General features: G+C 44.0%; 27 protein-coding genes and 1 tRNA gene. 24 read left to right on the top strand and 4 right to left on the bottom strand.

What is annotated here, in order from left to right; translation table 11 throughout:
- Window positions 1-54: 54 nt before the first annotated feature.
- Window positions 55-1056, top strand: a complete 1002-nt coding sequence (locus H8706_RS02705; protein ID WP_262431403.1) for an SGNH/GDSL hydrolase family protein — start codon at window positions 55-57, stop codon at window positions 1054-1056.
- Window positions 1057-1065: 9 nt separating this feature from the next.
- The gene (locus tag H8706_RS02700; RefSeq protein ID WP_316636456.1) at window positions 1066-1560 is read left to right on the top strand and encodes a GNAT family N-acetyltransferase; all 495 of its coding nucleotides are present in this window, start codon (window positions 1066-1068) and stop codon (window positions 1558-1560) included.
- 45 nt (window positions 1561-1605) lie between these two features.
- Here the strand turns inward: H8706_RS02700 and rpsR are convergent, their stop codons facing one another.
- From rpsR to rpsF, 3 genes are read right to left on the bottom strand one after another with little or no spacing between them, the layout of a single operon-like run.
- Entirely contained in the window at window positions 1606-1842 is a 237-nt protein-coding gene (gene rpsR, locus H8706_RS02695) for a 30S ribosomal protein S18 (RefSeq protein ID WP_178348581.1), read from the bottom strand.
- Between the two features lie 33 nt (window positions 1843-1875).
- Entirely contained in the window at window positions 1876-2310 is a 435-nt protein-coding gene (locus H8706_RS02690) for a single-stranded DNA-binding protein (protein ID WP_178348582.1), read from the bottom strand.
- Between the two features lie 19 nt (window positions 2311-2329).
- Window positions 2330-2620, bottom strand: a complete 291-nt coding sequence (rpsF, locus tag H8706_RS02685) for a 30S ribosomal protein S6 (protein WP_178348583.1) — start codon at window positions 2618-2620, stop codon at window positions 2330-2332.
- Window positions 2621-2828: 208 nt separating this feature from the next.
- On the opposite strand from rpsF, the gene H8706_RS02680 reads away from it, so the two are divergent.
- Window positions 2829-2903 (top strand) — tRNA-Glu (locus H8706_RS02680).
- 14 nt (window positions 2904-2917) lie between these two features.
- Window positions 2918-3319: a hypothetical protein gene (locus H8706_RS02675; protein ID WP_262431402.1), complete on the top strand. Its 402-nt coding sequence runs from the start codon at window positions 2918-2920 to the stop codon at window positions 3317-3319.
- Window positions 3320-3377: 58 nt separating this feature from the next.
- Here the strand turns inward: H8706_RS02675 and H8706_RS02670 are convergent, their stop codons facing one another.
- Window positions 3378-4151 carry a MerR family transcriptional regulator gene (locus H8706_RS02670; protein ID WP_262431401.1) on the bottom strand — a complete coding sequence of 258 codons (774 nt, stop codon included), beginning with the start codon at window positions 4149-4151 and terminating at the stop codon, window positions 3378-3380.
- 130 nt (window positions 4152-4281) lie between these two features.
- Between H8706_RS02670 and H8706_RS02665 the strand changes: the two genes are divergently transcribed.
- The 20 genes from H8706_RS02665 (at window position 4282) to pyrB (ending at window position 22957) form a co-directional block, all read left to right on the top strand.
- Window positions 4282-6897 carry a stalk domain-containing protein gene (locus H8706_RS02665; protein WP_262431400.1) on the top strand — a complete coding sequence of 872 codons (2616 nt, stop codon included), beginning with the start codon at window positions 4282-4284 and terminating at the stop codon, window positions 6895-6897.
- Between the two features lie 169 nt (window positions 6898-7066).
- Window positions 7067-7360, top strand: coding sequence for a YerC/YecD family TrpR-related protein (locus tag H8706_RS02660; protein ID WP_178348587.1), 294 nt, complete (start codon window positions 7067-7069; stop codon window positions 7358-7360).
- Between the two features lies 1 nt (window position 7361).
- Window positions 7362-8468: an ATP phosphoribosyltransferase regulatory subunit gene (locus H8706_RS02655; protein WP_262431399.1), complete on the top strand. Its 1107-nt coding sequence runs from the start codon at window positions 7362-7364 to the stop codon at window positions 8466-8468.
- Window positions 8461-9090, top strand: a complete 630-nt coding sequence (gene hisG / locus H8706_RS02650; protein ID WP_262431398.1) for an ATP phosphoribosyltransferase — start codon at window positions 8461-8463, stop codon at window positions 9088-9090. Before H8706_RS02655 ends, hisG begins: the two co-directional genes overlap by 8 nt.
- Window positions 9083-10357: a histidinol dehydrogenase gene (gene hisD, locus H8706_RS02645; protein WP_262431397.1), complete on the top strand. Its 1275-nt coding sequence runs from the start codon at window positions 9083-9085 to the stop codon at window positions 10355-10357. Before hisG ends, hisD begins: the two co-directional genes overlap by 8 nt.
- Window positions 10358-10359: 2 nt before the next feature.
- Window positions 10360-11427 (top strand): histidinol-phosphate transaminase, encoded by a 1068-nt coding sequence (hisC, locus tag H8706_RS02640; RefSeq protein ID WP_262431396.1) that lies wholly within the window; start codon window positions 10360-10362, stop codon window positions 11425-11427.
- A complete protein-coding gene (gene hisB, locus H8706_RS02635) occupies window positions 11424-12011 on the top strand; it encodes an imidazoleglycerol-phosphate dehydratase HisB (RefSeq protein WP_262431395.1) in 588 nt (195 codons plus the stop codon). The genes hisC and hisB overlap by 4 nt, the downstream gene beginning before the upstream one ends.
- A complete protein-coding gene (hisH, locus tag H8706_RS02630; RefSeq protein WP_262431394.1) occupies window positions 12011-12628 on the top strand; it encodes an imidazole glycerol phosphate synthase subunit HisH in 618 nt (205 codons plus the stop codon). The genes hisB and hisH overlap by 1 nt, the downstream gene beginning before the upstream one ends.
- A 3-nt stretch (window positions 12629-12631) precedes the next feature.
- Complete coding sequence (gene hisA, locus H8706_RS02625) at window positions 12632-13345, top strand: 1-(5-phosphoribosyl)-5-[(5-phosphoribosylamino)methylideneamino]imidazole-4-carboxamide isomerase (protein ID WP_262431393.1); 714 nt, start codon at window positions 12632-12634, stop codon at window positions 13343-13345.
- The gene (gene hisF / locus H8706_RS02620) at window positions 13342-14100 is read left to right on the top strand and encodes an imidazole glycerol phosphate synthase subunit HisF (RefSeq protein WP_178348595.1); all 759 of its coding nucleotides are present in this window, start codon (window positions 13342-13344) and stop codon (window positions 14098-14100) included. Before hisA ends, hisF begins: the two co-directional genes overlap by 4 nt.
- 13 nt (window positions 14101-14113) lie before the next feature.
- Window positions 14114-14773, top strand: coding sequence for a bifunctional phosphoribosyl-AMP cyclohydrolase/phosphoribosyl-ATP diphosphatase HisIE (hisIE, locus tag H8706_RS02615; protein ID WP_262431392.1), 660 nt, complete (start codon window positions 14114-14116; stop codon window positions 14771-14773).
- Window positions 14770-15537, top strand: coding sequence for a histidinol-phosphatase (locus H8706_RS02610; protein ID WP_262431391.1), 768 nt, complete (start codon window positions 14770-14772; stop codon window positions 15535-15537). The genes hisIE and H8706_RS02610 overlap by 4 nt, the downstream gene beginning before the upstream one ends.
- Window positions 15538-15671: 134 nt before the next feature.
- On the top strand, window positions 15672-16832 hold the full coding sequence (dgoD, locus tag H8706_RS02605) for a galactonate dehydratase (protein ID WP_178348598.1): 1161 nt from the start codon (window positions 15672-15674) through the stop codon (window positions 16830-16832).
- Window positions 16833-16844: 12 nt separating this feature from the next.
- Window positions 16845-17645 carry an SDR family NAD(P)-dependent oxidoreductase gene (locus H8706_RS02600; RefSeq protein WP_262431390.1) on the top strand — a complete coding sequence of 267 codons (801 nt, stop codon included), beginning with the start codon at window positions 16845-16847 and terminating at the stop codon, window positions 17643-17645.
- A 117-nt stretch (window positions 17646-17762) separates the two neighbouring features.
- Window positions 17763-19037 carry a dihydroorotase gene (locus H8706_RS02595; RefSeq protein ID WP_262431389.1) on the top strand — a complete coding sequence of 425 codons (1275 nt, stop codon included), beginning with the start codon at window positions 17763-17765 and terminating at the stop codon, window positions 19035-19037.
- A complete protein-coding gene (locus H8706_RS02590) occupies window positions 19034-19765 on the top strand; it encodes a dihydroorotate dehydrogenase electron transfer subunit (RefSeq protein ID WP_262431388.1) in 732 nt (243 codons plus the stop codon). The genes H8706_RS02595 and H8706_RS02590 overlap by 4 nt, the downstream gene beginning before the upstream one ends.
- On the top strand, window positions 19759-20676 hold the full coding sequence (locus H8706_RS02585) for a dihydroorotate dehydrogenase (RefSeq protein WP_262431387.1): 918 nt from the start codon (window positions 19759-19761) through the stop codon (window positions 20674-20676). The genes H8706_RS02590 and H8706_RS02585 overlap by 7 nt, the downstream gene beginning before the upstream one ends.
- On the top strand, window positions 20669-21370 hold the full coding sequence (gene pyrF / locus H8706_RS02580; protein WP_262431386.1) for an orotidine-5'-phosphate decarboxylase: 702 nt from the start codon (window positions 20669-20671) through the stop codon (window positions 21368-21370). The genes H8706_RS02585 and pyrF overlap by 8 nt, the downstream gene beginning before the upstream one ends.
- 27 nt (window positions 21371-21397) lie before the next feature.
- Window positions 21398-22030, top strand: a complete 633-nt coding sequence (pyrE, locus tag H8706_RS02575) for an orotate phosphoribosyltransferase (RefSeq protein WP_178348604.1) — start codon at window positions 21398-21400, stop codon at window positions 22028-22030.
- Window positions 22031-22045: 15 nt separating this feature from the next.
- Window positions 22046-22957 carry an aspartate carbamoyltransferase gene (gene pyrB, locus H8706_RS02570; protein ID WP_262431385.1) on the top strand — a complete coding sequence of 304 codons (912 nt, stop codon included), beginning with the start codon at window positions 22046-22048 and terminating at the stop codon, window positions 22955-22957.
- Window positions 22958-22960: the final 3 nt, after the last annotated feature.

Genomic DNA, 22960 nt, shown 5'->3' with positions numbered 1-22960 from the left:
ATCGGCGGTGCGGTGGTATAGTATATGTATATATTAAAAGGAGAGATTTTTTAAGTGATTTATAAAAATACAGAAATTCACAATGCTGCGCATATATACGACGGCACCGAGGGCATAAGAATGCTCCGTGCGCCGAAAAACGTTTACGATAAGCTTGAACGCGGTCAGAATGCAGACGAAGACTGCACCGGTGTGGAATTGAGATTTGTTATGAAAAGCGACAAGGTCACCTTAAAAATGCGTTCGTACAAAGAAGGCATAACAAGCACTTTTCACGTTTTTTACGGCGGTATTCAGGGCGGTTGGAGCGACCACGAGGTAAACAGGGTTTTGGGCACCGAAATGTGTGAATTTATTATAGAAAAAAACAGTGAGCAAAAGCTTTTGGAGGATATGACCAAAGAGGGAAATTTTCCTTTTTCTCCGTCGGTTGTGCGCATTGTGTTTGACAGAGGGTACATAGAGCTTGGCGATATTATAGGCGACGTTGAACCGCCGACGGTTGAAATGCTTCCGAAAAAGACGCTTCTTTGCTATGGCTCGTCCATCACACATGGCTCAAATGCAATTTGCTATTCAAATTCGTGGGTGTCATATCTTGCAAAAAAACTCGGAGTTGACTGCCGAAACCTTGGACATTCGGGCTCCTGTCTTATGGAAAAGGAAATGGTTAACTATATCGCAAATGAAAAATGGGATATTGCAGTGCTGGAACTTGGCATAAACGCGCTGGACTGGGACGACAACGAAAAAATCAGGAGCAGGGTGGATTATACCGTTTCAGCGGTTGCCGAAAAGAACCCTGATAAGCCGATTTTTGTTATTTCGCCGTTTTATACGCGCGAGGATTTTGAGGGCAAGACAACCGCGCAGAACTGGCGCGATATAATAAGCGATGTTGTGAAAAAGCGAAATTATAAAAATGTTAAATACATAAGCGGAGCGGAGCTTATTGACAATATGTCCCTTATCAGCGCGGATTTTGTGCACCCGAGCATTTACGGAGTTGAAAAAATCTGCAACCGTTTGTATGAACATATGAAAAAATGTTTATAAAATTACATCTTGAAAGGGTTGATAAAAATAAGCGAGGTAAAAATAAGACGAGCAGAAATGCGCGATGTTGACACAATCGAAAAGCTTTTGTATCAGGTGCATAAGGTGCACAGCGACGCGCGCCCCGATTTGTTTAAGCGCGGTTCAAAAAAGTACACGACCGATGAACTTAAAGAAATTATCGCCGACGACAAACGCCCGATTTTCGTTGCTGAAAAGGACGGCGCGGTTGCCGGATATGCCTTTTGCGTTTATATCAAGGTTAAGAACGATAATTCGCTCTGCGACATAAAAACGCTTTACATTGACGATTTGTGCGTTGATGAAAACGTTCGAGGCGGTCATATCGGCACGCGTCTTTACGAATATGTGCTTGACTTTGCAAAAAAGAACGGCTTTTACAACGTTACGCTAAACGTTTGGGCAGGAAACGACTCGGCGCTGAAATTTTACGAGCATATAGGTCTTAAGGTTCAGAAAATAGGAATGGAAAAGATTTTATAAATAACAAAAAAACTGCTTGTCTTATGACGAGCAGTTTTAAATTTCTTATTCAGATGTGTAGGGAAGAAGTGCAATATGCCTTGCTCTTTTGATAGCCTGTGTAAGCTGTCTCTGATGTTTTGCACAGTTTCCGTTTATTCTTCTGGGAAGAATTTTAGCTCTCTCGGAAATATATTTTCGGAGTTTAGCAACATCTTTGTAATCGATTTCTTCCACTTTATCTGCACAGAAAGCACAAACTTTCTTTTTGGGTTTTTTGCGGTAAGCTCTTTCTTCAGCCATTTTTTAAACCTCCTTTATTAGTTAACACATTTTTTAAAACGGCAAATCGTCGTCGGCAGGAGTGGGCATAAAATCGTCGTTAATACCGAACGATGCGGTATTATTGCCCGAATTTACGGCATTTCCCGATACGTTTTCATTTGAGCCCGAAGCCGAATTTTTGCTGTCTGCAAAATAAGCCTCGTCAACGGTGACATCAGTGGTATAATGCGTCTGACCGTCTTTTTCGTATCTGCCTGTTGTAAGCGAACCTACAACGCCAATCATTCTGCCTTTTGTAAAATATTTTGAAATAAATTCTGCCGTTTGACGCCAGGCAACGCAGTTAATGAAATCTGCCGTTTGCTGACCCTCTCTGGCAAAGCGTCTGTTGACCGCCACGGAAAACGAGCATACACTCACACCCGACGGCGTCGTTCGAAGCTCCGGATCTCTTGTAAGTCTGCCGAGCAAAATTACTTTGTTCATTTTCTGTCACCAACTTTACTTATTTTTTAATGGTAATGGTTCTCAAAATACCGTCAGTGATGTTGTAAATTCTATCCAACTCTTTAATGAACTCGGGTTCGGCTGTGAAATTGATAAGAGTGTAATAACCCTCTGTTCTGTCCTCGATGGGATATGCAAGTCTTCTCTTGCCCCAGTCCTCAACAGTGATTTCGCTGCCTGCCTTTTCAATCATAGCTTTGAACTTTTCAACTACTGCTGTAACGTTCTCTTCGCCGATGCTTGTGTCAACAACAAAGATAGTTTCGTACTTGTTTACGATTTTTTCCATCTAAAAGTCACCTCCCTTTGGTCTTTGGCCCTCAAAAAAATTGAGAGCAAGGATATGTCAAATTCGACATTAACTCAATTATTTTACACTATTTTGGTTTGTTTGTCAATACTTTTTTATATAAAAGTTTATTTTGACGAAATTTAACGCTAAAAACTATTGACAAGCAAGGTTTTATATGCTATAATAACCGAGCGTTTTAAATTTCGGCCCGTTGGTCAAGCGGTTAAGACACCGCCCTTTCACGGCGATAACAGGGGTTCGATTCCCCTACGGGTCACCACGTCGGAGCAAGCTTTGCTTGTTCCGATTTTTTTATTTCATAAAAAAATCAGTCACCCGCGCCGCTGCTCCTCCTCTTCCGCAAAAGGTCACGTTCACGTCGGCTATTCGCTTGCAAGCGCGCTCATAACGCCTTTGGCTCACTACCAACCTTTTGCGGCTGTGCATCTGACGGCGTTGGCTTTTTTCTGCTCCTCCTCTTCCGCAAAAGGTCACGTTCACGTCGGCTATTCGCTTGCAAGCGCGCTCATAACGCCTTTGGCTCACTACCAACCTTTTGCGACTGTGCGCCTGACGGCGTTGGCTTTTTTCTGCTCCTCCTTTTCCGCAAAAGGTCACGTTCACGTCGGCTATTCGCTTGCAAGCGCGCTTATAACTCCTTTGGTTCACTACCAACCTTTTGCGGTATGCGCCTGACGGCGCGGTTGCGTTATTTACACCATTTTCTTCTCCGAAAAAATTTTTACTGTTTTTGTCAAATTTCCTTAATCGGGATAATAACCTGTGTTATAAATTTATCTTTTTTCCTATGCTGGGGAGGGCCTTCGAGAAAGGCAAAACGGCATTTGTCCAAAATTTGTATTCTGTTTTTTTCGGCATATTTAACAAGTTTTTCAACTGCCTCGGGAAGTTTTTCGTACGCACCGTGATGATACATACATATTGCGGAAAACGTCGGTATTTCAACGATATTTTCACCCTCGCTCCGATACGGCACAGAGGCACAGAACGCGAGCGTGCCGGACTGTGAAAACGTATGCTCTATAAAATACATTCGCCTTGTTGTGTCCGCACCGTAAATACGCGTCGCCTCAAGCGCTGTTTTGCGTAAAAGGTCGGTTTTTTCGGCGACGGTTTCTGCGGTATACGTACGGCAATACACCTTTTGTTTATAAATTGAAACTTTTTTCACATCATCTGTCGGACCGCCTGCGCGCTCATAAAGTTTTTCAATATTGAGATTAAGCGTGTCGCGTATAGCCTCCAGACGGTGAATCATCATCATTAAATCCGCCGTGCCGTCGAGATAGCCGTGTATTTCGTCAAGCGACAGACCGAGCTTTTGCAAATTTCGGACTGTATGGATTTTTGCAAACGTATCCATTGTATAATATCGATTGCCGTTTTCGCCGTTTTTAACGTCGTAGGTTATCAGCCCTTTTTCCTCGTAATTTAATACAATTCTTCGGGTAATTCCTATTGTTTTTGCAATTTCACCTATTGAAAATAAATTTTTTTCGTTATTCATAAAATTTTCTCCGTAAAACACTTGCATCGTACATTGATGTACGGTGTATAATATCTATGATACTACAAATTGTATGTAAATACAAGGGAAGTTTTAAAATTTTAAATTACATTTTTGGGAGGAAACGCAAATGAAAATTAACAGAGTGTTAACAATTCTTTTGACGCTTGCAATGATGTTTACGTTGCTGCCGAGCGGTTTTTCGGTGTATGCAGACGTTGAAACTGCGGACATCACGTCAAACGAAGATTGGAATGACGGCGAAACAAAAGGAAACGTTACAATTTCGGGAAACGTGACAATTACCGTTAACGGCGTTGTAAACATAGACGGCCCGATAACAATTAACGGCACTGTTACAATAAATAACGGGACAAACGGCGCAGGCACACTTAAAAGAACAAGCAATACAGGAAATATTTTAATAGTTGAAAACGGTGCAAAGCTTACGCTTAACAGTGTTGTAATCGACGGTGATAATATTGTTGTTTCGGACCGCGATGGAGAAGAACGCAAGTGTTCTGCTATATATGTTAAAGGCGGAGAAGTGGAATCGAATGCCGCATCGCTTGTAAAACATAAGAAAACAGGTGAAATATACCGAGGCGGAGTTCGGGGCGCCGCCGTATATATGGCAGGCGGAAAATTCACAATGAACGGCGGAACTATCGCAGACTGTGAGGCAAGAAGTTACGGCGGAGCGGTATTTCTTGACGAATATGCCGAGTTTATTATGAACGGCGGAACGGTTGAGAGCAACAAAACTTTGGACCAAACGGCGAGTTTCGGGGGCGGTGCTTTTTATGTAAGAGAGGGAACGCTTAAAATAAACTACGGAACAATCCGAAATAATTCGTCAACAAAAGGCGGTGCGATTTACAATTCGTCGTACGGCAAAACCATAATAACAGGCGGAAAAATAACAAACAACACAACAGCCGGCGATGAGCAAAGGGGCAAGGCAATTTTTCACAGCTGTGAATACGGAAAAAATGCAGTTTTGAAAATCGGCGGGTCAGCAAATATAGATACCAACAATGATATTCATATGATGAGTGACACTGCTGTTGACAAATTTATAGAACTTACTTCAGATGTTAAAAACGAAATCCTGCTCACCGTAGAAAATACATCGGAGGACAGAGTTATTGCAACCGCGTCGGACGGTGTTGTTCTCACCAAAAACGATATGGCAAAAATTAAATTAAGCAACGAGGGATTTTATCTTAAACTTGAAGATAATAAGATAAAACTTACGAAAATAAAAGGCGAAGAGGACGAAACAAAAACCGTTTATTTCGGCTACGACGTTAACGGCGGAGATGAAAACAGTGCACTTGCAGGCGACAGCAAAGATGTTATTGTAGGCGAAAAAGCGACGTTTACAATCAGCAGTGTTGTACCCACGCGCGATAATTACAACTTTTTAGGCTGGGCAGCCGCAAAAGACGCAACCGAGGCACAGTATCAGCCAAATGATGAAATAGAACTTTCCGACAGTGCTGTTCTTTATGCGGTTTGGGAAGAAAATACGGTACCGCGCAAGGATAATAAGTTTACAAAAGCGCTTGCGATAGAAAACCGGACATACGGCGGAGATGCCAAAGCTCCGACCGCGGAGGCGGAATACGGCAAGGTTGAATTTACATATTCAAATGCAGAAAACGGCACATACACCGACGATGTACCGACAGACGCAGGCACATATTATGTTAAAGCGACAGTTGCACAGTCTGCGGAATATAACAAACTTGTGAGTGACCCTGTTGAATTTAAAATTTTTCCCAAGACAATAAGCAAATCAATTCCGCTTGACGCGCCGGTTAAAAATGCCGTACCGCAGAAGGATATTGAAACAGAAGAATACACCGCAACGGTTGTATGGACGCCCGAAATTGTCGGAAAATTTGAATACGACACCGTTTACAGTGCAGAAATAACAATTACACCGAAAAAGAATTATACTCTTGACGGCATTGCGGAAAACAGCTATGAATTAAGCGGTGCGGAAAAGGTTGAAAATGCGGAAAATTCAGGCATTGCGAAGGCTGAATATCCCGCAACGGGAAGTAAGGAGAGCACAAACAGAGGCGGTGACAGCGTAAGCCGTTACACCGTAAACTTTGATACAAACGGCGGAAGCAAAGTTGCAACACAGACCGTTACGAGAAATTCCACGGCAAAAGAGCCGAGCGACCCGACAAAAGACGGTTTTGAATTTACAGGCTGGTATTCCGACAAAGACCTTACAACAAAATACGATTTTTCCAAAAATGTTATAACAAGTATCACTCTTTATGCCGGCTGGACGGAAATCGGAACGGATAAACCGTCGGTTTCGTCAAACGAGATTATTCTCACAATAGATGATAAATCCGCTACGGTATTCGGAGCGGAAAAAACAAACGACGTAGCTCCCAAAATTGTTAACGGCAGAACAATGCTTCCTGCAAGATTTGTTGCCGAGAACTTGGGCGCAAAGGTTGAATGGGACGGCGAAAATCAGCTTGTGACAATTACGGGCAAAAATGAAAAGGGTGAGGATGTTGTTATCCTCATCACAATCGGTGCGGAACTTGCACAGGTAAACAGAGAGAATGTCAGCGAGAGCGTTAAACTCGACAGTCCTGCGTTTATCGAGAACGACCGCACATATACGCCTATAAGATTTATTTCGGAAAAACTCGGCGCAAGCGTTGAATGGATTGAAAAAGAACAGAAAGTAGTTATCACAAAAGTGAAATAAGCTGCAATAATTTGAAAACAAGGTTTGAAAACATAGGTTTTTGAGCCTTGTTTTTTTAATGTACGATATATTTTTGTAAAATTTTTGTTATATCACTTGACTTTAGCAATTTAGTGTGGTAAAATGCTAAAGTATAAGATATACTTTCTTAAAAAGGAACGTGAAATAAATGGAAAAAAAATATTCGGAGTTTACAGACAAGCTTTTTGAGGCGATTTTGACCTTGAAAAACGTGGAGGAATGTTACAAGTTTTTTGAAGATATATGCACAATAAAAGAAATTCAGTCGCTTTCACAGCGTCTTGAAGTTGCACAGCTTTTACAGCAGAACAAAAGCTATATTGAAATTTCAAAGGAAACAGGTGCAAGCACCGCTACAATAAGCCGTGTAAACAAATGCTTCACATACGGCACAGGCGGATATAAAGCGGCGCTCGAAAGGCTTGAAAAGGGAGAAAAATAAAATGGAGTACATCTTACGGAACGAAGAAAAGGCAATTTTTAAACTGCGCAGTTTATACGAAAGCTACGGCTACCGCCAGTTTAAAATGAGCAAATTTGAAGAATACGATTTATACACGCGCAACAAAGATTTTCTCGTGTCGGACAGTATCATTACTTTTACAGACACAAACGGTGCGCTTATGGCGTTAAAACCCGACGTTACGCTTTCTATAATAAAGGACAGCGCCGACATTGACGGCTCGGTTAAAAAGGTTTACTATAACGAAAACGTTTACCGTGTTTCAAAAGGCACACAGTCGTTCAAAGAAATTATGCAGGCAGGTCTTGAGTGTATCGGCGACGTTGACGGGTATATCATCTGCGAAACGCTCTATCTTGCGGCAAAAAGTCTTGAAAGCATTTCGGAGGATTTTATTCTCGATATTTCGCATATGGAGATTATTTCGGAGGAAATAAAGGCGCTTTCGATTTCGGCTGACGGTGAAAAAGAAATTTTAAAATGCCTCGGCGAAAAAAATATCCAGGGCATAAAAAGAGTTTGCGCGTCGGAAAATGCGGACGCAAAAGCGACGGAAATTCTCGTTAAAACGGCGTCGCTCTACGGCGGTATGAAAAAGGTGGTTCGCGGTCTTAAAGAAATTGATTTTGACAAAATTTCGCCGTATGTTTCCGAACTTGAAAAAATCGCCGATTATTTTGACGGAAGCGGACTTGAAGAACGGATACATTTCGATTTTTCGGTTATTCACGATATAAACTATTACAGCGCAGTTGTGTTCAAAGGCTTTATAAACACCATTCCCACGGGCATTTTGTCGGGCGGTCAGTATGACGGACTTATGCGCAAAATGAAGAAAAATTCAAGTGCGGTTGGCTTTGCGGTGTATCTCGATTTGCTTGAACGTCTGCCGGGTGACGAGGAAAAATTCGACGTCGGCGCGCTTGTTTTGTATGACGAAACGGCAGACGCAAAAACGGTAAAAAATGCCGTAGACACATTGACCGCAAAAAACATAACTGTTTCGGCGCAAAAGAAAATGCCCGAAAATCTGCGCTATGTGTCGCTTTACAAGCTCGGAAAAGGAGGATTGGAAAAAATTGAGTGATTTTTTAAATATTGCACTTCCCAAAGGAAGACTCGGCGAAAAGGTTTACAAAATGTTTGAAAAAGCAGGATTTGAGTGTCCGTCGGTTTTGGATGATACAAGAAAACTCATTTTTGAAAATCCCGAAAAAAAGCTCCGCTATTTTTGGGTTAAGCCGTCGGACGTTTCGATTTACGTTGAGCGCGGTGCGGCGGCAATAGGCATTGCCGGGAAGGATATTTTGCTTGAATACGAGCCTGATGTTTACGAGCTTTTAGACCTTAATATCGGCAAATGCGATATGTGCGTCGCGGCGAAAAAAGGCTTTTTTGACGAAAACCGAAAAACGCTCCGCGTCGCAACGAAATTTTCAAACTGTGCAAAGCGTTATTACAGCGCAAAGGGCAGGGATATTGACATAATTCATCTCAACGGCTCTATCGAGATTGCACCGATTTTGGGGCTTTCGGACGTTATTGTGGACATTGTGGAAACGGGCACGACCTTAAAGGAAAACAATCTTGAGGTTATAGAAAAGATTTTCCCCGTCAGCGCACGGCTTATCGCAAACAAGTCGAGCTTTAAATTCAAAACCGATATGATTGAAAATATCGCAGGTCATCTGGAGGTTAAAAATGATTAAAATTTTAAAATACGGCGAGGTTGAAAACAAAGATATTTTCGCGCGCGGAAGTGTTAAAACAAACGTTGAGGGCATTGTTTCCGAAATTATAGAAAATGTTAAAACAAACGGCGACAAGGCGCTTTTTGAATACTGCGAAAAGTTTGACAAGGCAAAGCTTTCGTCGTTTGCCGTGAGCGCCGATGAAATTGAAAACGCGGTAAAATCGGCGGACGAAAAATTTATAAACATACTTAAAAAAGCGGCGGCGAACATAAGAAAATTTCACGAAAAGCAAGTCCGCACAAGTTTTATCATAAACGACGAAAACGGCATTGTGACAGGTCAGAAAATCATTCCCGTAGACTGCGCCGGTCTTTATGTTCCGGGCGGTACGGCGGCATATCCGTCAACAGTTTTGATGGACGCAATTCCCGCAAAAATCGCGGGCGTGAAAAACCTTGTTATGGTCACACCTCCGCGCCCCGACGGCAGTGTAAATCCCGTAATTCTTGCGGCGGCGCACATTGCCGGCATTGACAAAATATTCAAAGTCGGCGGTGCACAGGCGATTGCAGCGCTTGCATACGGCACCGAGAGCATACCAAAAGCGGACAAAATCGTCGGCCCCGGAAACGCGTTTGTAGCCGAGGCGAAAAAACAGGTTTTCGGCTTGGTTTCCATTGATATGGTGGCAGGCCCGAGCGAAATTTTAATTGTTGCCGACGAAACGGTAAATCCGAAATACGCGGCGGCGGACCTTCTCTCGCAAGCCGAGCACGACAAAATGGCGAGCGCGGTTTTGGTTACAACATCAAAAAAGGTTGCCGAGGCGGTTCAAAAGGAAATTGAACTTCAAATTCCTATGCTTAAACGGGCGGAAATCGCGCGCGCGTCTGTTGACAATAACGGCAAAATTATTGTTGCGGACGATATAAAAACCGCGATTGACATTGCAAATGAAATCGCGCCCGAGCATTTGGAACTTTGCGTGGACAACCCGTTCGATTATCTTGACGAAATACGTCACGCAGGCTCGGTATTTATGGGCAAAAACTGCCCCGAGGCGCTTGGTGACTATCTTGCAGGCGCAAATCACACACTTCCCACGAGCGGTACGGCGAAGTTTTCGAGTCCGCTTTCGGTGGACGATTTCGTCAAAAAGACGCAGTATACATATTACACCGCGGACGCACTCAAAAAAGTTGCGTACGACGTTGCGTATTTTGCCGAGCAAGAGGGACTTACGGCGCACGCGAAAAGCGCGGTTATAAGGCTGGAGGAATAAAAATGAGCAGATTTATCTCGCAGAAATTTGAAAAACTTGTTCCGTATACACCCGGCGAACAGCCTCAAGACAAAAAATATATAAAGTTAAACACAAACGAGTCGCCTTTTCCGCCGTCGGACAAAGCGGTGTCAGGAGTAAGTGACATTTTTAAACGTCTTATGCTTTATCCCGACCCCGAATGTACGGGTTTAAACGAAAAATTCGCAAAACTTATCGGCGTTGAAAAAGACGAGGTTATGGCGGTCAACGGCTCGGACGAAATTTTGAACTTCGCCTTTTCCGCGTTTTGCGACAAGGAAAAAACGGCGGTTTTTCCCGATATAACATACGGTTTTTATGAGGTTTTCGCCGATTATAACGGCGTTCCGTACAAAAAAATTCCGCTCGGCGACGATTTTAAAATAAATATTTCGGACTATTTTAACGCAAACGCAACGGTGTTTATTGCAAATCCCAACGCGCCGACGGGCATTGCGCTGACGCTTGACGAGGTTGAAGAAATTGTGAAAAACAATCCCGATAACGTCGTTGTCATCGACGAGGCATATGTTGATTTCGGCGGTGAAAGCGCGGTTCCGCTTATACACAAATACGACAATCTTTTGGTTACGCAAACCTTTTCAAAATCGCGCTCGGCGGCAGGCGCACGGCTCGGGTTCGGCATCGCCTGCAAAAGCCTTATCGCCGACCTTAACACGGTGAGATTTTCCACAAATCCGTATAACATAAACGCTATGACAATGGCGCTCGGCGAGGGGATTTTGGACGACGAGGATTACACGCGGAAAAACTGCAAAAAAATAATCGAGGCGCGTTTGTTTGCCGAAAACGAGCTTAAAAAACTCGGCTTTGAAATGACAAATTCTTCGGCGAATTTTATATTTGCAAGGCACAAAAACATAAGCGGTGAAAAAATTTATAAAAAACTTAAAGAAAAAGGAATTTTGGTGCGCCATTTTAACGGCGAAAGGATAAAAGATTTTAACCGAATTACCGTCGGCACAAAGGACGAAATGACGGTGCTTATTGGAAAATTAAAGGAAATAATAAAGGAGGAATTTAAGTGAGAACAGCGGAAATTAAGCGCAAAACAAACGAAACGGACATAAAACTTTCGCTTAATCTTGACGGGAGCGGAAAGTCGGAAATAGAGTGCGGCTGCGGATTTTTGGAGCATATGTTAACGCTTTTTGCAAAGCACGCGCATTTTGATTTGACGCTGACCTGCACAGGTGATACCTACGTTGACGACCACCACACTGTTGAGGATATAGGAATTGCACTCGGCGAGGCTTTTTATAATGCGCTCGGCGACAAAAAAGGCATTGTGCGCTATGCCGACACAATTCTTCCTATGGACGAGTCGCTTATTTTAACGGCGGTAGATTTGTCGGGCAGGGCACACCTTTCGTATTCGCTCGATATTCCGACCGAAAAGGTCGGAACGTTTGACACCGAGCTTTGCGAGGAATTTTTCACGGCATTTGTGCGCACTGCACAGTGCACGCTCCACATAAGGAAGATTTCGGGAACAAATTCGCATCACATAATCGAGGGCGCGTTCAAGTCGTTTGCGCGCACAATGTCGGGCGCGGTCAGGATAGACAGCGCATTTAAGGACGAAATTCCGTCAACAAAGGGAGTGCTCTGATGATTGCAATTATTGATTACGGCGTTGGAAATCTTTTTTCGCTCAAAAGCTCGCTTGCATACGTCGGCGCGGACGCTTGCGTGACGGGCGACAGCGAGAAAATCAAAACCGCGGATAAAATTATTCTCCCCGGTGTGGGTGCGTTCGGCGACGCGGTGAAAAAGCTTAAAGACGCGCGCCTTGACGAGGTTATCGTTTCGGAGGCGAAAAAAGGTAAGCCGATTATGGGAATTTGCCTCGGTATGCAGATTTTGTTCGACAAAAGCTTTGAATACGGCGAATATTCGGGTTTGGGGCTTATAAAAGGCGAAATCCGTCCAATATCCGACGTTATCGGCGAAAACTTAAAAGTTCCGCATATCGGCTGGAATTCGCTGAAATTCACCGATAAGAAAAGCAAAATTTTCAAGTATATAAACGACGGCGATTTTGTGTATTTTGTTCATTCTTATTACGCGTCAAACTGTGTTGAAAGCGTTATTGCAAATGCGGAATACGGCGCAAATCTCACCGCCGCGGTGCAGTGCGGTAACGTGTACGGGTGCCAGTTCCACCCCGAAAAAAGCGGGAATACCGGACTTAACATTTTGCGCGCATTTTGCGAAAAGGGGGAATAAGAGATGAACATTTTTCCTGCAATAGATTTGTTTGACGGCAAGGCGGTCCGCCTTTTAAAGGGCGACTATCAGAAAATGACGGTTTACAGCGAAAACCCTCTTGAAATTGCAAAGGATTTTGAAAATTCGGGCGCGGAGTTTTTGCACATTGTAGACCTTGAGGGCGCGAAAACGGGCAATACGCCGAACATCGGCACGATAGAAAAAATTGTGAAAAACACTTCTCTTTTCACCGAGGTTGGCGGAGGAATACGCACGCTTGAAACGGTGGAAAAATACATAAATATCGGTGTTAAGTGCGTTATTCTCGGCACGGCGGCGGTGAATGATGAAAAGTTTTTGATAAGCGCGGTAAAAAAATACGGCGAAAAAATCGCGGTCGGAATTGATATAAAAGACGGGTTTGTTGCCATAAAAGGCTGGACGGATTTGAGCAAATTCACACCGTTTGAATTTTGTGAAAAAATGCAGAATATCGGCGTTAAAACCGTAATTTGCACCGACGTTTCAAAGGACGGCGCAATGCAGGGTACAAACGTCGGCTTATATAAGGAAATGTCGGAAAAATTCAACATAAATATCATAGCGTCGGGCGGTGTGAGCAGTATTGACGATATAAAAAGGCTCAAAAATCTTGAAATTTACGGCGCGATAATCGGCAAGGCATACTACACAAAGGCAATTTCGCTTGCCGAAGCAATCGAGGTGGCAAAATGATTACAAAACGAATTATCCCGTGCCTTGACGTGAGGGACGGCAGAGTGGTTAAAGGCGTTAATTTCGAGGGTTTGTCGGACGTTTCGTCACCCGTTGAGCTTGCGAAATTTTACAGCGACAACGGCGCGGACGAGCTTGTTTTTTACGACATAACCGCGTCGGTTGAGGGAAGGGCGCTTTTTACCGATATTTTAAAAAAGGTTGCGGAAACGATTTTCATTCCGCTCACCGTCGGCGGAGGAATAAACACCGTTGACGATTTCGACAGGGTGTTAAAATGCGGTGCGGACAAGGTGAGCGTAAACTCGGGCGCACTGAAAAATCCGAACTTAATTTACGAGGCGGCGAAAAAATACGGCAATCAGTGCGTTGTCATTTCGGCGGACGTAAAGCGCGAGGACGGAAAATTTACCGTGTATGCAAAGGGCGGACGTGAGAAAACCGACCTTGAGGCGGTTTCGTGGATTAAAAAATGCGTTGATATGGGTGCCGGCGAGGTTGTTTTAAACTCAATCGATACCGACGGCGTGAAAGGCGGTTTTGACCTTGAAATGCTGGACGCGGTGTGCAATGCGGTGAATGTTCCCGTTATAGCGTCGGGCGGTGCGGGCAAAAAAGAGGATTTTGTTGAACTTTTTACAAAAATCCCGAAAGCGGACGCAGGCCTTGCCGCGTCGATTTTCCACTTCAAAGAGGTGGAAATTCCCGATTTAAAGCGCACGCTTAAAGAAAACGGAATTTTGGTGAGAATTTAAAGGAGCGATAAAAATGAAGTGTGATTTTGACATAAACAAATTAAAATTCGACGAAAAAGGTCTTATTCCGGCGATAGTTACCGACAACATTACAAAAGAGGTGCTGACGCTTGCGTATATGAACAGAGAAAGTCTTGAAAAGTCGATAGAAAAGGGGCTTACCTGTTTTTGGAGCCGTTCGAGAAACGAGCTTTGGACAAAGGGCGAAACAAGCGGAAATTATCAGCACGTTGTGTCGATTACCGCCGACTGCGATTACGACGCGTTAAACGTTATTGTCGAAAAGGACGGTCCTGCTTGCCATACGGGCAGTGAAAGCTGTTTCACAAACACGGTTTGCCACGATGAGAATATGACCGAATTTTCGCTCTCTGTGCTGATGAACCTTCTTCTCGACCGCAAAAAAGAGATGAAAGAGGGTTCGTACACAACTTATCTTTTTGAAAAAGGACTTGACAAAATCCTAAAAAAAGTGGGAGAGGAAAGTACCGAAGTTATAATTGCGGCTAAGGCGGAGGACAAAAAGGAAACGATTTACGAAATTGCCGACCTTTGCTACCACGTTTTGGTGCTTATGGCGCACACGGGAATAAGCCTTAAAGATATTCAGTACGAGCTTGCGTCGCGAAACGTTATCGACCACAAGGTTAAGCAGGAGAAAATGACAAAATGAATGATTTTCACGTTCATACATCATTTTGCGACGGCAAAAATCCGCCCGAAGAAATGGTGATTTCGGCGATAAAACTCAATATGAAAAAAATCGGCTTGGTCTATCATTCGTATGTTCCGTTTGACGAGGAATTTTGCATAAAAAAAGGCAATGAAAAAGCTTTTTCCGACGAAATTGACCGTCTGCGCGAAAAATACCGCGGAAAAATCGAAATTTTAAAAGGCGTTGAAAAAGACTATTTTTCCGATACGTCGGACGATTGTTGTGACTATGCAATCGGTTCGGTGCATTATATCAAAATCGGCGGTGAATATTTTTCGGTTGACGAGAGCGCGGAAAAGTTTGAGTCGCTTGCAAAAGATAAGTTCGGCGGTGATTATTATGCGTTTGCAGAGGAGTATTTCCGTCTTGTTTCGGACGTTGTAAACAAGACAAACGCCGATATAATCGGGCATTTCGACCTTATATCAAAGTTTAACGAGGGCGGACGGTTTTTTGACGAAAACAATAAGCGGTATAAAAAATGCGCGTATAATGCGATTGAAAAGCTTGTGAAATACGGTGTTCCGTTTGAGATAAACACAGGCGCAATATCGCGCGGATACCGAAAAACACCGTATCCCAATGCCGATTTTATAGAGAAAATCGAAAGTCTCGGAGGAAAGTTTATTTTGTCGAGCGACGCGCACAGTGCGGAAAATTTGTGTTTCGGTTTTAGAGGCATAAAAATAAATAATATAAATGAAAATTTCAAAGCGTTTTAACAAACGCTTTTTATTTTTGCAAAAAGTTGAGATAATTATATGATTTGTCGGTTTTGTTATAGTATTTTCCATTGACTTGGTTTGAAAATTATATTATTATAACAAAAGAAAATAAAAATAAGGGGTGCGGAAAAATGAAAGTTACCGACGTAAAAACCTTTGCGGTGGACTGTTTCAGAACCAACTGGGTTTTTGTTAAGGTTTACACCGACGAGGGCATAGACGGCGTGGGCGAGGCAACGCTGGAATACAAAGAAAAAGCGCTTATCGGGGCAGTTGAGCATATCAAAGAGTATTTGGTGGGCAAAAATCCGCTCAATATTGAAAAACACTGGCACGAAATTTACCGCGACGCATACTGGCGCGGAGGCGCGGTGCTTATGTCCGCTTTGTCGGCAGTTGAAACCGCGTTGTGGGATATTTTGGGCAAAAGCCTTAACGTTCCCGTATATCAGCTTATGGGCGGTAAGGTTAACGACAAGGTGCGCATTTATGTAAACGGCTGGTTTGCAGGCGCGAAAACACCGAAAGAATTCGGAGAAAAAGCGAAAATTGCCGTTCAGCGCGGTGTTACCGCTATGAAGTGGGACCCGTTCGGCAAAAGCTATCTCGATATTTCAAACAAAGACTTAAACACTGCGCTTGAGTGTGTTGACGAGGTGCGCAAAGCTGTCGGAAACGAGGTTGACCTGCTTATCGAGGGTCACGGCAGATTTAATATTCCCACGGGTATAAAAATTGCAAAAGAGCTTGAACAGTTCAAGCCTATGTTCTTTGAAGAACCCGTTCCGCCCGACAATCTCGACGCGTTAAAGGCGGTAAGAGATAAATCTCCCGTTGCGATTTCGGCAGGCGAAAGATTATACACACGCTGGGATTACAAGCCTATGTTCGACAAAATGGCGGCAGATTACATACAGCCCGATATTTCGCACGCGGGCGGAATTATGGAGCTTAAGAAAATCGCGGCAGAAGCAGAATGCAGATACATTCCGTTTGCACCGCACAATCCGTCGGGTCCTGTTGCAAATGCGGCGACACTTCAGCTTGCGGCAAGCTGTCCCAACTTCTGCATACTTGAAATTATGTATTCCGATGTTGATTACAGAAAAGATGTCACAACCGAAGATTTGCATTATGAAAACGGTTACATTGATATTCCCGACAAGCCGGGTCTCGGCATCGAAATAAACGAAGAAGAGTGCGCAAAACACCCGTATCAGGTGCACACGCTTCGTCATTATACCGGTGCGCTTACAAATATCAGACCGGCTAAAACAGAATTTTATTTTTAGGAGTGAAAAAATATGGAGAGAGCAGTATTTGTAACAGGCGGAACCGTCGGAAGCGGTCTTGCGATTGCGGAGAGATTTGCAAAAGAGGGTTACAACGTTGTTATTACAAGCAGAAGCGGTGAGAGAGCAAGTGAGGCGGCAGAAAAAGTTGCCGAAAAGTATGGAGTTAAAGGTTACGGCTATGCGCTTGATATTCGCGACGAACAGAGAGTTAAAGACATTTTTTCGGACATTGACAAAAACGGACTTTTTGTTGAAACGGTTTGCTTAAACTCGGCCGATATGGGTTTCGGCAACGACCCGGCAAAGGGTATGCCGATGTTTGAGTGCTCTATCGAAGAATTTCAGCGCGTTTTTGAAACAAATCTGGTTTGGAATTTTATGATAATCCGTCAGGCGGCTTTGCGAATGAAAGAGCATCACAAAGGCGCGATAGTGTTTATCAGCTCAAACACCGCATACCGCGCTATACCGAACAGAGTTGCATACAGCACGTCGAAAGGCGGTATAAATGCAATGTCGAGAGCGCTTGCGGTTGATTTGGGTCAGTACGGCATACGAAGCAACGTTGTTTTGCCGGGCACAATAAAAACCGACCGCTGGGTTGGAATGGGCGACAAGAGAATTGTGGACGGAACGCTTACACCTATCGGCGATATTTCGGATTTTGAGGATATTGCAAACGCGGCGTGGTATCTCGGCAGTGACGAGGCTAAAAACGTTACGGGAACCGAAATCACGGTTGACGGCGGTATGACCTGCCAGCTTTATCCGCAGATTTTGAACGAACTTAAAAGGAAAAATATGGACTGATAACGAAAAAATGCTTTGGGTGAAAACTCAAAGCATTTTTTATGCGTTTATTGTTGACAAAAATATAAAAATTTTGTATAATATATTTACTACGATGTTTCGGAGGTTATACAGCTTATGATACTTAAGAGGGCAAATATCTTTAAAAACGGCGGTTTTGAAAAGTGTGATTTTGAAATCAGAAATTCTGTTTTTGATAATGTTGCCGGTCTTGACGGAATAGGTGTTTTTTTAAATGATTTGTCAAAAATGAATAATTTATATATTTTTCCCGGTTTCATTGATGTTCACGTGCATCTTCGAGAACCGGGTTTTTTTTATAAAGAAAGCATAAAAACGGGTACCTCCGCCTCGGCGAGGGGCGGATACACAACGGTTTGCGCTATGCCTAATCTAAATCCCGTGCCCGACACGCTCGAAAATCTTAACATTGAGCGCAAAATTATAAAAAAAGACGCTGTGATTAACGTCATTCCCTACGGCGCGGTGACAATGGGCGAAAACGGCGAAGTTTTGAGCGAAATGGAAAAAATGAAAGATTATGTAATCGGCTTTTCGGACGACGGCAAGGGCGTGCAGAGTGCCGAAATTATGGAGCAGGCAATGCTTACCGCGAAAAAGTGCGGAAAAATCATATCCGCGCACTGCGAGGATAATTCGCTTTTAAACGGCGGATATATTCATAAAGGAAAATATGCCGAAATTAACGGTCACAGGGGCATTTCGTCCGAGAGCGAATATTTGCCGATAAAGCGCGATTTGGAGCTGGTGAGAAAGACGGGGTGCAAATATCACGTCTGCCATATTTCGTGCAAAGAGAGCGTAGAACTTTTGCGAAACGCGAAAAAAGAGGGGCTTGACGTGTCGTGCGAAACCGCACCGCATTATCTTCTTTTGGACGATATGTGTTTAAAGGACGAAGGACGGTTTAAAATGAATCCGCCTATCCGTGATATTTCGGACAAAGAGGCGCTTATTGAGGGGATTTTGGACGGCACGGTAGATATGATTGCCACCGACCACGCACCGCACGGTTTTGACGAAAAAAACCGCGGTCTTGAAAAATCGCTTATGGGAATTTCGGGCATTGAAACCGCTTTTCCGCTTATGTATACAAACTTTGTGAAAACGGGAATTTTTCCGCTTGATTTTTTGATAAAGCTTATGTATGAAAATCCGAAAAAGAGGTTTAACATCGCGCAGTCGGACGATTGTTTCACGGTGTTTGACCTTGATAAAGAATACAAAATAAATTCGGAAAATTTCCTGTCAAAAGGAAAAGCAACGCCGTTTGACGGCGATAATGTTTTCGGCGAGTGCGTTCTTACCGCTGCAAACGGAAAGACGGCTTGGATAAAGGGAGCAGATAGACTAAGGGGAGCAGATAAATGAAACGCGAAATTTTTATGATTGAAAGCAACAGAAAAATTGCAAAAAACGTCTACGAAATGACGCTTTTCGGCGACGCGTCGGAGATTTCAAAACCCGGGCAGTTTGTAAACATCAAGCTTGACGGATTGTATTTGCGCCGTCCGATTTCGGTTTGCGATACCGACGGAAAAAGCCTTACGCTGGTTTACAAGGTTGTGGGCGAGGGAACGGAAAAAATGTCGGAATTATCGCACGGAAATTCGCTCGATATTCTTCTTCCGCTCGGCAACGGCTACGATATATCAAAGGGCGAAAACAGCGTTATAATCGGCGGAGGTGTCGGCGTTCCGCCTATGTATATGCTGTGCAAAAAACTTTTGGAAATCGGCAGAAATCCCGTTGTAATTCTTGGATTTAACACAAAAGACGAGGTGTTTTATGCCGATAAATTTGAAAAACTGGGTGTAAAAACAATTGTCACCACAGCGGACGGAAGCTTCGGTAAAAAAGGCTTTGTCACCGACGCGCTGAAAGAGATTAAAACATATTCCTATTTTTTTGCGTGCGGACCCGAGCCTATGCTCAAGGCGGTCTGCAATGAGTCGAAAACGAGCGGTCAGCTGAGCTTTGAGGAAAGAATGGGCTGCGGTTTCGGCGCGTGTATGGGGTGCTCGTGCAAAACAAAATACGGCGCAAAACGAATTTGCAAGGACGGTCCCGTGCTTGAAAAGGAGGAAATAATATGGTAGACACACGTGTTTCTCTGTCGGGCTTGACGCTCGATAACCCGATTATACCGGCGAGCGGTACGTTCGGCTACGGATATGAATTTGCTAATCTTTACGATATAAACATTTTGGGTTCGTTCTCGTTTAAGGGTACAACGCGCGAAGAACGTTTCGGAAATCCGACACCGCGCATTGCGGAATGTACGGGAGGTATGATAAACTCCGTAGGACTTCAGAACCCCGGCATTGACAAGGTTATTTCGGAGGAAATGCCAAAAATCAAGAAGTGCTTTAAAAAGAAAGTCATAGCAAACATCAGCGGTTTTTCGCTCGACGAATACAAATATCTTGCCGAGCGCATGAACGGCGAAAAACAGGTCGGCATAATTGAGGTCAATATAAGCTGTCCAAACGTTCACAACGGCGGTATGAGCTTCGGAACAGACGAAAAAAGCGCGTACGAGGTGACAAAAGCGGTAAAGAGCGTCACGGACAAGCCTGTTTATATGAAGCTTTCGCCCAACGTCACCGATATAAAGAAAATCGCAAAAGCGTGCGAGGACGCAGGTGCGGACGGCATAAGCCTTATAAATACGCTTATGGGTATGAGAATTGACGTAAAAACGCGCAAATGCGTTGTTGCAAACAAAATGGGCGGATTTTCGGGAAGTGCAATTTTCCCCGTCGCGGTGAGAATGGTGTACGAGGTGTTTGACACAGTGAAAATCCCGATTATCGGAATGGGCGGAATATCAAGCGCGAAAGACGTTGCCGAAATGATGCTCGCAGGCGCAAGCGCGGTTCAAATCGGCGCGGCAAACCTTGTAAATCCGTATGCCTGCCGTGACATTATAAACGATTTGCCTAAAATAATGAAAAAATATAATATAGAAAAATTAAGCGATATTATCGGAGGTGCACACAATGGCTAAAGACGTTATAATTGCGTGCGATTTTGGCACGAAAGACGAGCTTTTTGAATTTTTGGACAAATTCAAGGACGAAAAACCGTATTTAAAAGTGGGAATGGAGCTTTTTTATGCGGAGGGACCCGAAATTGTGAGGGAAATAAAAGAGCGCGGACACAAAATTTTTCTCGATTTAAAGCTTTGCGATATTCCGAACACTGTGGAAAAGGCAATGCGTGTTTTGTCGCATCTTGACGTCGATATGACAAATCTTCACGCGTTCGGCACGGTTGCTATGATGGAGGCGGCAATAAAGGGTCTTACGCGCCCCGACGGAACACGTCCGTATCTTATTGCGGTAACACAGCTTACCTCCACAAGCGAGGAACGAATGAAAAGCGACCTTCTTATAAACGAGCCTATTGACAAGGTTGTTATGCACTATGCAAAGTGCGCCGTCGACGCAAAACTGGACGGCGTTGTGTGCTCGCCCCTTGAGGCAGGAAAGGTTAAGGATACTTGCGGTAAAGATTTTATCACCGTAACACCCGGAGTGCGCTTTGCGGACGGCGAAAAGGGCGACCAGGTGCGCGTCACCACACCGTCCGATGCGGCAAAACTCGGCTCGGATTTCATTGTTGTGGGACGTCCCGTAACACAGGCTGACGACCCTGTCAAAGCTTACAGAAGATGCAAAAAAGAATTTTTGGGAGAATAAATTTTTAAAAGAACAAGGAGAGTTACAATGGAAAAAATCATTGCAAAAAATCTGCTTAAAATCGGCGCGGTTTTCTTTCGTCCCGACGAGCCTTTCACTTGGGCGAGCGGTATAAAAAGCCCGATTTACTGCGACAACAGACTTATTTTGTCATATCCCGACGTGAGAAAAACGGTTGAAAACGCAATCGCGGAAACGGTTAAGAAAAACTATCCCGACTGCGAGGTTCTTATGGGCACAAGCACGGCAGGCATAGCGCACGCCGCGATAAGCGCTGAAATTCTGGGTCTTCCTATGGGATATGTCCGTTCGGGCGCAAAAGATCACGGACGAAACAATCAGATTGAGGGAAAACTCGAAAAGGGCGCAAAGGTTGTTGTCATTGAAGATTTAATCTCTACGGGCGGAAGTGTTTTGGAGGTTGTAGACGTTTTGAGAAATGCCGGCGCGGACGTTCTCGGCATTGTGAGCATATTCACATACGGTATGGAAAAGGGAATAAAACGTCTTGCCGATGCGGATGTTAAAAATGTCAGCCTTACAAATCTCGACGCAATCGCGTCTGTTGCCGCCGACGAGGGATACATCAAGGAAAGCGATATAAAAAGAATTATAGATTTTCGCAACAATCCGAGCGACGAAAGCTGGATAAACCGATAAAGGGGGCAATGTAAAATGAACAATCTTATAGATATTCTGGATTTAACCGAAAGTGAAATTGACGCTCTTATCGACACGGCAAACGATATTATTAAAAACCCCGACAATTACGCGGAAAAATGCAAACGCAAAAAGCTTGCGACTCTGTTTTTCGAGCCGTCAACGCGTACGCGTTTGAGTTTTGAGGCGGCAATGCTGGAGCTCGGCGGTTCGGTTCTCGGTTTTTCCGAGTCGTCGTCTTCGTCGGCGTCAAAGGGCGAAAGTGTGGGGGACACTGTTAAAGTTGTAAGCTGTTATGCTGATATAATCGCAATGCGCCACCCGAAAGAGGGCGCGCCTATGGTTGCGTCGTTTAAAAGCGATGTTCCCATTATAAACGCAGGCGACGGCGGACACAACCACCCGACGCAGACGCTTACCGACCTTCTCACAATCAAGCGCGAAAAGGGCAGACTTGACAATCTCACGGTCGGTTTCTGCGGTGACTTAAAATTCGGCAGAACGGTTCATTCGCTGATAAATGCAATGTCGCGTTATAAAAACATCAAATTTGTGCTAATTTCTCCGCCCGAGCTGACACTTCCTGACTATATCAAACAGGGTGTGCTTGCGGAAAAGAACATTGAATACATTGAAACGGGCGACTTGGAGAGCGCAATGCCGAGTCTTGACATTCTCTATATGACGAGGGTTCAGCGCGAAAGGTTTTTCAACGAGGCAGATTATATACGTCTTAAAGACAGCTATATTCTCAATCTTGACAAGCTTAAAAACGCGAAAAACGACTTGTGCATACTTCACCCTTTGCCGAGGGTAAACGAGATTTCAACCGACGTTGACAGCGATGCGCGCGCGTGCTATTTTAAGCAGGCGCTCAACGGAAAATACATTCGTATGGCGCTTATTTTAAAGCTTTTGGGGGTGTAATAG

Origin of the sequence: Qingrenia yutianensis, assembly GCF_014385105.1 — a bacterium.
Lineage (GTDB): Bacteria > Bacillota > Clostridia > UMGS1810 > UMGS1810 > Qingrenia > Qingrenia yutianensis.
This window is presented reverse-complemented; position numbering and strand designations above follow the sequence as displayed.